Below are 11,865 nucleotides of genomic sequence, written 5' to 3'. Positions count from 1 at the left end.
CCTATTACTTTATAGTGCTTTCTTCACAAACCCTTTTGCGTATTTTAGTTTCTCCAGTGCTTCCCCATACTCACACTGCAACAACACCATAACAATGGCAGCTTTTACGTTACGTTCTGCCTTTTCATAATACTCTGCCGCTACTTCATAACTAGCACCTGTTGCTTCCACAATAATTCGTTTTGACCGTTCTACTAACTTTTCATTTGTGGATTGAACATCTACCATTAAGTTTTTATATACTTTTCCTACACCAATCATCGAAGCTGTTGAAATCATATTCAGCACTAATTTTTGTGCTGTACCAGCTTTTAAACGCGTTGATCCTGTTAATATTTCTGCACCTGTCTCTACTTCCACATTTAACTTTGCATATTTACTTATTTCAGCATTTTTATTACAAGAAATACTCGCTGTACTCGCTCCTACGCTCTGTGCGTATTTCAAGCCGCCAATTACGTAAGGAGTTCTGCCACTGGCAGCAATTCCAATCACTGTATCTTTCTCATTTAATCCAATACATTTTAAATCTTCTTCTGCTAACTCTTCGCGATCTTCGGCACCTTCCACCGCCTTAGTAAACGCTTTCAATCCACCTGCTATAAATCCTTGCACCATTTTATCATCCGTGCCAAATGTCGGCGGACATTCCACTGCATCTAGAATACCTAAACGACCACTCGTACCAGCACCAATGTAAATTAAGCGTCCCTCTTCTTCAAAAGATTTAATAACAGTCTGTACAACCTTTTCAATTTGTTCTATCTCTTTTTCAACTGCTAACGCAACAGTTCGATCTTCTTCATTCATACTTTGCAACACTTCTTTTATGCTCATTTCATCCAGATTCATTGTTTTCTCATTACGATGTTCTGTCGATAAATTTTCTAACATATTTCCACCCTCTTTGAAATTATATTTCACACTTTTATTATAACTTTGAGAAATTAAAAATCAATAACACCTTCTTATTTTATGAAATAAAATTTCACAACATGACATATTTGTGTCAAAGATAATAAAAAAGATGAGTCTCCTCATCTTTTCTTCTACTTTAACTTCCGTAACCGCAACGCTTCTTCTCGCGTCTCCATAAATTGATCCAATACTTTATTACCAATTCGGTTGAAAGTAATCACATATAAAGCATCAATCATATTCAGTTGCGTCATTCTCGACGCAATACTTGCAATACGATGATCTTGTTCTACATCTGGCATACAAAGAAGAATGTCCGCTTCTTTATATAGGGGGGATGATTGATCTAGCTTCGTAATTCCAATAACAGTTGCACCTTGTCTCTTTGCATACTGCGCCATTTCAAGCACATCTCTCGTTCGACCAGATGTTGAAATCGCAACAAATATATCGCCTTCTTTTAAATTCGTCACAAGTGGCAACATCATATGAAAATCAGATAGCATCATCGCTGTAAATCCAAGCCGCGTAAATTTATAAGCCCCGTCCATTGCTGGCGTAGCTGATCCGCCTACTCCGTAAAATATAATTTTGCCCGCATTGACAATACGATCCGCTGCTTTCTCAAGTTCCCTCTTATCTATTGCAGTAACACTCGCCTCAATTGCAGCTTTATTCACATAAGTAACTTTATTAAATAAATCATACGGTCCATCTTCTGTATTCATCACTGAAAAATCGTTAATATTATAATCAGCAATCGTTAATTCACGAACGAGTGCTATCTTAAATGCTTTAAAACTTCCGATTCCAATCGATTTACAAAAGCGAACGACACTCGCTTCACTTGCTCCTGCATTCGTTGACACTTCTTTCGTCGTTAAATTCGGTACAATCTCTGCATTCTCCATTATGTACATGGCAACCTTCTTCTCAGCTGGTGAAAATTGATCCATATTACTTTCAATTTTAAATAGTAATGTTGAAGCTTTCACTATTTAACCTCCACTTCTTACGGTTGCGTTCACTTATTTTCTCTTGCTTCAAGAAGGTAATAACCATCATCGCCAGGAGGATGAAACACATTTACAATGCGATTCCCTTTTTGATAAACAGTTCTTTCCCCCTCTGTCCACTTCTTTTCCCAACCGTTCATCCAAATCGCAACATCAGGTAAAAAAGCAGTATATTTCAGCTTCTGACCGTACTCACCATCTGCTTCTTCCGAAAAAATAGAAACCGGAAAATCTTTCACTTTTGATTCTTTCCATGCAGTAAATGGTATACATACTGCAATAAGTACGATTACACCGATAACCTTCTCCTTCGTAATCTTCACACTTCCCTCTCCTTGTCATATCACATACATAGATTTTACCATAATTACAAACCCTTCATGCTATATGATCATTGCTTTTGAGAATAAAAAAAGAGCTTACCTACATCAGATAAGCCCTTCCTGTCTATACAAAATATTTCTTCAAAAGTGGCGGTGTAATAATCGTCGTCAATATAACAACAATAACAATCGCTGTGAAATTTTCTTTCGCTAATAAATTCGCCGTAAGTCCATTTGCTGCGATGATAAGCGCTACTTCACCACGTGATACCATCCCCGCACCAATACTGATAGAAGATTGGCGATTAAATCCTGTCAGTCTTGCGCCTAAGCCGGATCCGATTAACTTTGTGAAAATCGCAACGAGAGTCATAATAATAATGAACCAAAGCTGACTTCCAATGCCTTGAAATGTAATTTCCATTCCGATACTTACGAAGAATACTGGAACAAATATTGCATAAGCAATCGGTTCAATTTTATGTTCCACTTCATGCTTATACTCTGTTTGAGAAATAGCAATTCCTGCTGCAAATGCTCCAATAATGCCTGCAATTCCCATCATTTCACTGTAATAAGAAAAAGAGAAACAAATAATAAGAGCCGCGCTAATTAACGCTTCTGTTACACGAAGCGGGACAAGCATTTTCATAATCCAAGGAACGACTTTCCAAGCAATAAAAACAATACTTACAAAGAAAATAATTTTCTTTACAATGACAAGTGTTATATTCACATCTTGTGTTCCTAAAAAACTCATTACAAATGCTAATAAAATAACGACAATGACATCATCAAATACGGCAGCACCTAAAATTGTTGTACTTTCTCTCGTATTCATTTTTCCTAGATCACGTAGCGTCTGCACCGTAATACTAACCGATGTTGCGCAAAGTAATAACCCTAAAAAAATGGCATGGGATTGTATTAATCCAAACAGCAATCCTGTTACATAACCACCGATGAAAGGAAAAATAATTCCACCGGCCGCTACTGCAAACGACGATTTCAAATTCCGATTTAACTCTTCTAAATCTGTTTCAAGTCCCGCCATAAACATAAGTAACAAAACACCAATCTCACTCAATTCATCAATCAGTTCAGAACTATTAATAATACCAAGTACAGCCGGACCGATAATAATACCGACAATTAACTTACCAAGTACAGAAGGCTGACCAAGTCTTACACTAATGTCACCAGCTAATTTCGTACAAAGTAAAATGACGACAAGTTCAAAATAAAATAACATAGCATCTGCTCCTACTTTAACTTTAATCAGTGGGTCGTTAACCCCCGTCCATTTCTGCAAGTAGTTTCCCCTATTGATCCGCATTTTATTTGTCATATTTTTATTTGACAAAATATTCTGAATTATATTAAGATTAATCCAGCAATTTTAAAAAACTACATACCATAACTGCACCTCCACTTCCTTACTTACTCTTTTTTAATGGACTCATACTATAGTCGCAGTTATGGAAATGAAAAAACGGGGGGAGAGTCCAAAGTGAAGTCATTATTACGAAAAAAAGCGCTTAGTACTGAATCACCAAAGCAGCTAGCTAGAACATTAACTGCACTCGATTTAACATTTTTAGGAATCGGCGCCGTAATTGGGACAGGGATCTTTGTATTAACAGGTATTGTTGCAGCAAAACATTCTGGTCCTGGTATTATGCTATCATTCCTTATTGCTGCATTTACTTGTGCTTGTGTAGCCTTTTGTTACGCTGAATTTGCTTCTTCTATTCCTGTCTCAGGAAGTGTGTATACTTACGCATACATGACAGTCGGAGAAGTCGTCGCCTTCATCGTCGGATGGTGTTTAATGCTCGAATATTTACTTGCCGTTGCAGCAGTAGCTGTCGGTTGGTCTGGTTATTTGCAATCATTACTACAAGGGTTCAATATACACCTGCCCGCCATAATCGCCTCGGCCCCCGGCGTAGGAAAAGGTGGTCTCATCGATTTACCTGCTGTCTGTATTTTACTTCTTATTACGGGCCTTTTAAGTTTTGGTATACGCGAAAGCGCACGCATTAATAATATTATGGTTCTTATTAAGTTAGCCGTTATTATCGCTTTTATCGTAGCAGGTGCAAAATATGTAAAACCTGAAAACTGGACACCGTTCATCCCATTCGGATACGACGGTATTATTACTGGGGCTGCCACTGTGTTCTTCGCCTTCTTAGGATTTGATGCAATCGCAACAGCTGCAGAAGAAACGAAAAAACCGCAGCGTGACTTACCAATTGGTATTATCGGTTCTCTTCTTATTTGTACTGTTTTATATATGATCGTATCTTTCGTTTTAACAGGTATGGTTCCTTATACGCAATTAGACGTTTCTGATCCAGTTGCATTTGCATTGCATTTCGTTGGTGAGGATACAATTGCAGGACTACTCGCTGTTGGAGCGATGACTGGAATGACAACCGTTCTCTTAGTCGTTATGTATGGACAAGTTCGCGTTTCGTATGCGATGAGCCGTGACGGTTTACTTCCAAAAGCGTTAGCACGTGTAAATAAAAAAGTAAAAATCCCTTTATTAAATACGTGGATTACTGGCGTTGTTGCTGCTTTATTAGCAGGCCTTTTAGACTTACATTTGCTAGCGAATTTAGTAAACATCGGTACGTTAACAGCCTTTACATTCGTTTGCTGCGCAGTACTTATTTTACGAAAAACACACCCTGATTTAAAACGTGGATTCCGTACACCTTTCGTACCTGTATTACCAGTTGTCGCGATTCTTTGCTGCTTATATTTAATGATCAATTTGTCTAAAACAACATGGATTAGCTTTGCAGTTTGGCTTATAGTCGGCTTATGCTTCTATTTCTTCTACTCTAGGAAACATAGTCATTTAGCTATTGAAAAAACAAATGATGAAAAGAAAAAAGCATAACAAAATAGCTCGCCGTTTTAGCGGCGAGCTATTTTTCTGTACTATTATATTTTTTCGTTAACGACTGTAAAATGAAAAATATGCCGATGCAAGCTGTAAACCATGCCCAATTTCCTATTGGCGTTGCGTATTTCACAATTCCAATACCTACAAGCAATAGGAAAATAATCACCTGATATATGAGCTTCCACTTTTGCATATATTCCCTCCTTTACTTCGTTCCCTTCTTTTTATTCTTCCAGGCATTTAAACTATCAAAGAAGAAATTAATAAATAACGTGCCTAAACCCGCTAATAAAAACGTCATTAAAAATAAAACCCATATACTTTTTTCTTTTAAGAAATAATATCCTACAAGGAGCACAACCGCGATCCATACATATTCAAGAATTCTTTTTAGCTTTTTCTGTTCCAAATTATTCGCTCCTTCATTCTATACTAATTTTAGTATAACAAAAAAGAAGCCTATCATGATAAGCTTCTTTTCTTCTCTCTTATTTGTTTATGCTTTTTTCAACAAGTGAAATCGTATACTCTAATGTACGATTCATTGTTTCTACCTGTGTATCTTTTACTTTTACATCTTTCACTACAGCTTCGGCCACTGTAATTTTTTGACTCAGTGCTTTCACTGAAACGTCCGTTACATTTGCATCTTGCGCTTTTTTCACTACTACTTTTGCAGATTCAATATTGATTTGTAATTTTTCTTTCGGTGTTTTCGGTTGTTCTACTACTTTAGATTGTACAAATGTTACATTAGCTGTTTTTAATTCGTTATATGTTTGAACGATTTGCTCTCCCGTGCTCCCTACATTTTCAAACACTTGTTTTGCATTATTATAGCTTTTCTCTAGTTCTTGAAATGCTTCCTTTGAATATTGACCTGGCTTATCACCAAACTCATACGTACCAGCTAACACTTCTTTCCCTTTTCCAAGCTCTTCATATAACGCGTTCACTTGCTCTAATTTCGTACGGTTAGAAAACTCATTGTACGCTGCTAATACTTCTGAAGAACTTAACGCTTTACTATATAATTTCGCAAGCGCGATTTGTCCATTTAACGGAATGCCACCATTTCCATTGCTATCAGGATCCGCTCCAAGTGCAAATGGTACATTTGGATGATACACTTTCCCTGTAGCTGGTTGGCTATTTACTTTTTTACCATCGACATAAATAGCTACTTCACTTCCGTTATACGTTCCTGTTAAATGATACGTTTTGTTCGCTTCTAATTGAACTCCAACACGTTTATAGCTGCCACCAATGTGAGCCCATAATTCAACATATCCACTTCCTGTAGACTCAAATCCAATTCCGCCGCTCTCTGTATTTTGCAAAATACCTTGGCCACGGATTTGATTCATTGAAAATACCGTTTCTAACGTAAATGTATTTGCTACTTTCTCTTTTTGTGCTGCTGAAAATGGAAGGTATCCAAATGTATTAGATTGTCCGTTTAACTTCATAACATTCTTTTTCAATGCTTTATCATATTCAATAGTCACATTGCCCTTCACATCACCTTTTGTACCAAATGGTGAATTGTCTTTAAATGTACCATCTGCAAAATTCACATCGAAAACATCAGCCTTTGGCACTTTTACATTCGGATCAATCTCATCTTTTTTCGTAGTAATTTCTGCCGTTAAAGGCTGCGCACTTTCATTACCAAACGAATCAATTGCAACAACTTCAAGTGTATATGTTTTCCCGCCATCTAACCCTGCCAGTGTAAACGTAAGATCTTTCGGCACTGGATCACGATAAAACTCTGAGAATGCTAACAATTTATTTTTCATTTCACCCGTTTGCTTATCTCTAGCCTGCACACGGTAAGAGTGAACAAGGAGGTTGTCCAACGCTTGTGGGAATGTTACTGTTGCCGCATTTTCTGTTACATTTGATACAGCAAGCTTTACATCCTTAGCAAAGTATGGCTTTTCTTTATCACGATCTTCTACATGTGTAAATGTTTCTTTCTTTGCTGGTAATTTAATTTTCCAAGGCTCGCCTGTCCAAGAATTCGTATGGAAATCACGACGATTAATCGTTACTTCTTTATCATCTACTTCTACTAATAAACCTTGGCTTAACGTACTAGCTCCTGGCGGGATATTCCCTTGTACTTTACCACCTTCAACTTCCATATAACTTACTGAAGATGTACCAACTGATGTAAAGTCTTTTTGATGTATCGATCTCGGATCATCTAATGGATAATGTGAATGACCTGAAAACGTAATAACTTGTGGGTATTCTTTTAATACTGCATTAATTTTTGCGCTATCTTGTGTTCCCCATTCATGACTACCGTATACTGTCTCTTTAATGTGTTGATGTAAAAATACAAAAATCGGTTTTTCTGGATCATCTTTTTGCGCTTTTGCCATTTCTTCTTTTAACCAATTAATTTGCTTGTCCGAATAATAGCCATGAGTTGTTCCATTCTCTGGAGACATAACAAGGAAGTGATAACCTTTTACCACTTTATGATAATAAATTGATTCCATACCTGTTTTTTCTAAGAAACGCTTCTGTGCGCCCTCTACAGATAAACCGTTCCAATAATCATGGTTACCAAGAGAATTCATTCTCACGGCATCTTTATTTGCATTTTCATTATACACTTGCATGAAACGATCATATTGCTGCACTGATCCTGTATCTGTGAAATCACCTACAATAACAAATGCATCTTGCTTTGGTGCTAGTGTATTAAACTGTTCAATCGCTCTTTTCCAGCGAAACGTATCATCTGTTCCACTGTTTTTAATATGCACATCACTTACAACTGGAAAAACTATCTTCTTCTCACTTGATGCCTTTTCTTGCTTTTTCTCTTCCGCCTTGACTGATGTACTCCATGGAAATGATACGAATGCTAATACAAAAAACATTAATAATCCAATAAGGCCTTTTACTTTTCTTAAAGCATTTCTGTCCACGTGAATCCTCCTCATAATAATTGATTCATTACAAGGGCTATTTTATCTAATACATGTTAATGTCGTTTAAATAACAAATGAACTTTATTAGATTTTTGTAAATATACAGTTAATTATAAATTAAGTCCAACATTACTCGTACTATTGTATACAACCACCTTTTGTCTAAAAGAGTCTGATCATTCTTTTCCTATGACTATTCACATATAATCTTTTCTATAACACTAATGATAAGTTAAGGTTTAAGCCTATTAGACAATCTTAATTTTTAATATTTCCTTCTTTTTTTAACACATCGGCCATGCTTTTACATTTAATAGTAATAAAAGACAACTTAAAAGGAGGGGTTGTATTGAAGAATAAAAAAAATATCGGCTGTTTCGCTCCTTTATCTATTATTTGTCCAGACCCTTGTCCACCGCCCCCTCCTCCAAATCCAAATTGCGAGCGAGTAACAAATGAATTTGCAGGGAATTTCCTCATAACTAATAACACCATCTCCTCTGCCAAAGATGCATCACAATTAATGATACTATGGCAAAGTGATGGGATACTACTTATATCAGGTACTGTCTCGGTTTACAATAGTACTAGCAGCAACGAAGCAATTACAATTCAAATCGTTGGAACAGTAACCAATATTTTCACTGTGTTTCCTGGTAATACAATATCGTACACAGGAAAAGACCTACAGTCGATCAATATTATCAATATAACAAGTAATCCTTCACTATATTTAGAAGGCAAGTACTGTTGCGAATTTACATGTTGCTTATAGAATACCAATTTCATTATTTCCTTAATATAAAAAGCATACCGTTCACGGTATGCTTTTTATGAGATTGGATAACGTACTGTAATACAAAACTCTCCTTGATTAACAGTCGTTCCTGTCGTAGTAATTCGGACAGTAGTAAAATATCGGACAGTGAAAGTACCACTACTTTGTGGTTGTACAGTAATTGTATCAACCACTGTTGCACCTACTAAAAAATCAACTGTAATCGGGTTGGCACCTACATCATACTTCACGTAACCTGAACCATATACTTCTTGCGTGATATTATTTGTATATACAATTTGAGTACCAGCACCTGTAATAGACCAGTCTGTACATACTTGGTCTTGCACAAGTGTTTTATTAGAACAACAAGACAAACTGGAACTTCTCATTCCCATTTCGATCCTCTCCTATTCTGCTATGAAAGTGGATAACGTGTTGTAATACAAAATTCTCCCTGATACGTTCCAGCAGGTGTTGCAGGTAACACAACTTGTATACTATCAAAGCGGCGATACGTAAAAGCAATACTCGTTCCTGGGTTTAATGTTTGTGTATCAATTGTACCCCCAGCAGAATCAAGTACCTCTACAGTAATTGGGCCTGGTCCAACATCATATTTAACAAAACCAGTACCAATTACGTTTTGGTTAATATTATTTGTATAGAGAACATTATCAATTGCTGTTGCAACTACAGTAGCAGACCACGGACTACACACTTTATCTTGCACATAATTTTTATCTGGACAACAAGTTAATGCTGACCCTGAGCACTCACAAGACATAGTTGTTTCCCCTCTCTCTTTTATATTCCCTATATGTGTATGTCCCCCAGAGTCTTTTGCCTGTACTATTCATCTATTTTCAAAAAATATTCATGTGACTAGATAGATTCTGTTTTGTTTCTTTTTTTCATATATTTATAGACAAAGATACTAGCAACGATAAGAATAACGCCTCCTAATATCGGTAACATATATTGCCCAACAACATCCGCTGCTTTTTCCCAATGTGGACCTAATTTCATTCCAAAATAAACATACAAAGTCGTTAACGGGAACATTGCTACAAATGTATATATGCTAAATTTCCATATGTTCATTTTCGCCATACCACATGGAACAGAAATAAGCGTTCGAACTCCTGGCACAAAGCGTCCAACAAATGCTACAACCGGTCCATATTTCTCAAAGAAATCATCTGCTTTTTGAATTTGTTCTTCTTTAATGAAGAAGTATTTCCCGTATTTTATTAATAGAGGACGACCACCGTAATAACCGAGTGCATATAACGTTAAAGGTCCTGTCGTTCCGCCGAGGGTTCCGGCTAATACAGCAAGCCAAAAATTCATATCTCCCTCGTACACCCAATAACCAACCATGGGCAAAACTACTTCTGCTGGAATAAATTCAAACGTTAATGCTAACACAACTCCAAAATAAGAAAATTGCTTTAAAAACTCGATTATATCTAAAATAATTTGCTCCATATTTTCTACCCCAACTCCTATCCTACGTTTACGTTATGCTTTTCTTGTAATTGAACTGGCGCCATTTTTACAATTCGGTTCAAAATAAATAATACAATTCCAATATCATCTAAAATACCGATAAACGGTAAGAAGTCTGGAATTAAATCGAGCGGCATCGCAACATAACCAACTAAAAACGCAATAGATAAAATTTTCTTCTTTATTGAAACCTCTTTTGAAGTGAAAAAGTCAAATAGGAATGGAACAAATCGGCGAACATGAAATACAACTCTTAATCTACTAATAAGTTTTTTCATTTTTATATCTCCTCTCTTTGTATACAAAAAGGCCCCTACCAAACATGGTAAGGGTCCTAAAAAAGACAATAAGGGGCCTTTACCATTGCTGGTAAAGGTCTCACTAACAACGAAACGTTGCCAATAAAGCCGAGGGTTTCTCCCTGTAATGACGACTTTACTGTAATAAGTTACTCCCCTTTATATACACAATTTTATACAATCACATTAAAATATTTTGGAGGGCTTGTCAATATATTTTATATCCCACATCCTCCTGCTTAACATTCCGTAAAAACAAAAAACGTATAGGAAATTTCTTACTATCTCATAATATACATAATCATTTTTGAATGAAAGGAGAGGCTTCATTTGCATACCGTATGGAAAGGTGCCCTTTCACTTGGACTATTAAATATAGGAATCAAACTATACAGTGCCGTAGAAGAAAACGATATAAAGTTTTTAAGTCTTCATAAAGAATGCTTAACACCTATTAAATATAAAAAATTTGCTCCTGATTGTACGGATGAAGAAATTGATGATAAAGATATTGTAAAAGCCTATGAATACGCACCTCATAAGTACATTATTATGGATGAAAAAGAATTAGCTGAGTTGCAAAAAGCTCACGAACCAAGATCTATTCGTATTATATCTTTTATCCAAAATAACGAAATTGATTCTGTTCTCTACGATCGTTCTTATTTTATAGGCCCTACCTCAGGACATGAAAAATCATATTTATTATTAAAAGAAGCACTTGAACGTACGAATAAACTTGGTCTTATCCATATTTCCATTAGAAAAAAACAACATTTAGCTATTATCCGTAACTTTGAAGATGGGCTTATATTACAAACTATTCACTACCCTAATGAAATTCGCGATATAACAAATACACCTAACTTACCAAGTAACGAAAATTATCCGATTCAAAAACAAGAACTCACAGCAGCAATCAATTTAATCCACCATCTTACAAATCCTTTTGAACAAGAGATGTATACAGATGAGTATAAAGAAGCCCTTACCGAACTAATCGAAAACAAAATTGAACAACAGGAAAAAACCGAAACAATCTCTCCAACTCCAAACATCATCAATATTATGGAGACATTACAGGCAAGTATTGAACAAGCAAAAATAAAAAGAGAAAATAAAGCAGAAAAAGAGGCCAAATAAAATTG

15 protein-coding genes are annotated in these 11,865 nt (G+C 36.0%); 3 read left to right on the top strand and 12 right to left on the bottom strand.

Annotated features, from left to right (window positions below):
- Window positions 1–9: 9 nt before the first annotated feature.
- The 4 genes from murQ to ACTFRM_RS00635 all read right to left on the bottom strand — a co-directional run bounded on the left by murQ (window position 10) and on the right by ACTFRM_RS00635 (window position 3,605).
- A complete protein-coding gene (gene murQ / locus ACTFRM_RS00650) occupies window positions 10–894 on the bottom strand; it encodes an N-acetylmuramic acid 6-phosphate etherase (protein WP_000892339.1) in 885 nt (294 codons plus the stop codon).
- A 155-nt stretch (window positions 895–1,049) separates the two neighbouring features.
- On the bottom strand, window positions 1,050–1,913 hold the full coding sequence (locus tag ACTFRM_RS00645; RefSeq protein WP_000648174.1) for a MurR/RpiR family transcriptional regulator: 864 nt from the start codon (window positions 1,911–1,913) through the stop codon (window positions 1,050–1,052).
- A gap of 29 nt (window positions 1,914–1,942) precedes the next feature.
- Complete coding sequence (locus ACTFRM_RS00640; protein ID WP_000704958.1) at window positions 1,943–2,257, bottom strand: hypothetical protein; 315 nt, start codon at window positions 2,255–2,257, stop codon at window positions 1,943–1,945.
- A 124-nt stretch (window positions 2,258–2,381) separates the two neighbouring features.
- Window positions 2,382–3,605 (bottom strand): cation:proton antiporter, encoded by a 1,224-nt coding sequence (locus ACTFRM_RS00635; RefSeq protein WP_060852387.1) that lies wholly within the window; start codon window positions 3,603–3,605, stop codon window positions 2,382–2,384.
- Window positions 3,606–3,710: 105 nt separating this feature from the next.
- Here ACTFRM_RS00635 and ACTFRM_RS00630 point away from each other — a divergent pair, with 105 nt between their 5' ends.
- Window positions 3,711–5,171: an amino acid permease gene (locus tag ACTFRM_RS00630; RefSeq protein ID WP_002040681.1), complete on the top strand. Its 1,461-nt coding sequence runs from the start codon at window positions 3,711–3,713 to the stop codon at window positions 5,169–5,171.
- Between the two features lie 28 nt (window positions 5,172–5,199).
- Here the strand turns inward: ACTFRM_RS00630 and ACTFRM_RS00625 are convergent, their stop codons facing one another.
- The 4 genes from ACTFRM_RS00625 to ACTFRM_RS00610 form a co-directional block, all read right to left on the bottom strand.
- The gene (locus ACTFRM_RS00625; RefSeq protein ID WP_001174838.1) at window positions 5,200–5,370 is read right to left on the bottom strand and encodes a hypothetical protein; all 171 of its coding nucleotides are present in this window, start codon (window positions 5,368–5,370) and stop codon (window positions 5,200–5,202) included.
- A gap of 12 nt (window positions 5,371–5,382) precedes the next feature.
- Window positions 5,383–5,586, bottom strand: coding sequence for a hypothetical protein (locus ACTFRM_RS00620; protein ID WP_000435797.1), 204 nt, complete (start codon window positions 5,584–5,586; stop codon window positions 5,383–5,385).
- A gap of 79 nt (window positions 5,587–5,665) precedes the next feature.
- Window positions 5,666–8,125, bottom strand: coding sequence for a LamG-like jellyroll fold domain-containing protein (locus tag ACTFRM_RS00615; protein WP_440043066.1), 2,460 nt, complete (start codon window positions 8,123–8,125; stop codon window positions 5,666–5,668).
- A gap of 261 nt (window positions 8,126–8,386) precedes the next feature.
- A complete protein-coding gene (locus tag ACTFRM_RS00610) occupies window positions 8,387–8,635 on the bottom strand; it encodes a hypothetical protein (RefSeq protein ID WP_002025365.1) in 249 nt (82 codons plus the stop codon).
- On the opposite strand from ACTFRM_RS00610, the gene ACTFRM_RS00605 reads away from it, so the two are divergent.
- Entirely contained in the window at window positions 8,520–8,903 is a 384-nt protein-coding gene (locus ACTFRM_RS00605) for an S-Ena type endospore appendage (protein WP_225989749.1), read from the top strand. The two genes, ACTFRM_RS00610 and ACTFRM_RS00605, sit on opposite strands and share 116 nt — an antisense overlap.
- A 56-nt stretch (window positions 8,904–8,959) precedes the next feature.
- Here ACTFRM_RS00605 and ACTFRM_RS00600 read toward each other — a convergent pair whose 3' ends face one another.
- From ACTFRM_RS00600 to ACTFRM_RS00585, 4 genes are all read right to left on the bottom strand, one after another.
- Window positions 8,960–9,304, bottom strand: a complete 345-nt coding sequence (locus ACTFRM_RS00600; RefSeq protein ID WP_000525819.1) for a DUF3992 domain-containing protein — start codon at window positions 9,302–9,304, stop codon at window positions 8,960–8,962.
- Window positions 9,305–9,324: 20 nt separating this feature from the next.
- Entirely contained in the window at window positions 9,325–9,693 is a 369-nt protein-coding gene (locus tag ACTFRM_RS00595) for a DUF3992 domain-containing protein (protein ID WP_001277537.1), read from the bottom strand.
- 98 nt (window positions 9,694–9,791) lie between these two features.
- The gene (locus ACTFRM_RS00590; protein WP_000435017.1) at window positions 9,792–10,397 is read right to left on the bottom strand and encodes a DedA family protein; all 606 of its coding nucleotides are present in this window, start codon (window positions 10,395–10,397) and stop codon (window positions 9,792–9,794) included.
- A gap of 17 nt (window positions 10,398–10,414) precedes the next feature.
- Window positions 10,415–10,696, bottom strand: a complete 282-nt coding sequence (locus ACTFRM_RS00585) for a YkvA family protein (protein WP_000733844.1) — start codon at window positions 10,694–10,696, stop codon at window positions 10,415–10,417.
- 351 nt (window positions 10,697–11,047) lie between these two features.
- On the opposite strand from ACTFRM_RS00585, the gene ku reads away from it, so the two are divergent.
- Window positions 11,048–11,860, top strand: a complete 813-nt coding sequence (gene ku, locus ACTFRM_RS00580) for a non-homologous end joining protein Ku (RefSeq protein ID WP_000557737.1) — start codon at window positions 11,048–11,050, stop codon at window positions 11,858–11,860.
- Window positions 11,861–11,865 lie beyond the last annotated feature (5 nt).

The sequence above is a fragment of the Bacillus cereus group sp. MYBK227-1 genome (genome assembly GCF_051916325.1).
GTDB classification, from domain to species: domain Bacteria; phylum Bacillota; class Bacilli; order Bacillales; family Bacillaceae_G; genus Bacillus_A; species Bacillus_A cereus.
The sequence above is the reverse complement of the archived record's forward strand: the minus strand, read 5'-3'. Positions and strand labels throughout refer to the sequence as shown.

Excerpts from the sequence above, each read along its gene's own strand:
- ACTFRM_RS00590 (WP_000435017.1), bottom strand. The coding sequence starts at position 10,397 with ATGGAGCAAATTATTTTAGATATAATCGAGTTTTTAAAGCAATTTTCT.
- ACTFRM_RS00595 (WP_001277537.1), bottom strand. The coding sequence starts at position 9,693 with ATGTCTTGTGAGTGCTCAGGGTCAGCATTAACTTGTTGTCCAGATAAA.
- ACTFRM_RS00635 (WP_060852387.1), bottom strand. The coding sequence starts at position 3,605 with ATGACAAATAAAATGCGGATCAATAGGGGAAACTACTTGCAGAAATGG.
- ACTFRM_RS00630 (WP_002040681.1), top strand. The coding sequence starts at position 3,711 with ATGGACTCATACTATAGTCGCAGTTATGGAAATGAAAAAACGGGGGGA.
- murQ (WP_000892339.1), bottom strand. The coding sequence starts at position 894 with ATGTTAGAAAATTTATCGACAGAACATCGTAATGAGAAAACAATGAAT.
- ACTFRM_RS00625 (WP_001174838.1), bottom strand. The coding sequence starts at position 5,370 with ATGCAAAAGTGGAAGCTCATATATCAGGTGATTATTTTCCTATTGCTT.
- ACTFRM_RS00585 (WP_000733844.1), bottom strand. The coding sequence starts at position 10,696 with ATGAAAAAACTTATTAGTAGATTAAGAGTTGTATTTCATGTTCGCCGA.
- ACTFRM_RS00600 (WP_000525819.1), bottom strand. The coding sequence starts at position 9,304 with ATGGGAATGAGAAGTTCCAGTTTGTCTTGTTGTTCTAATAAAACACTT.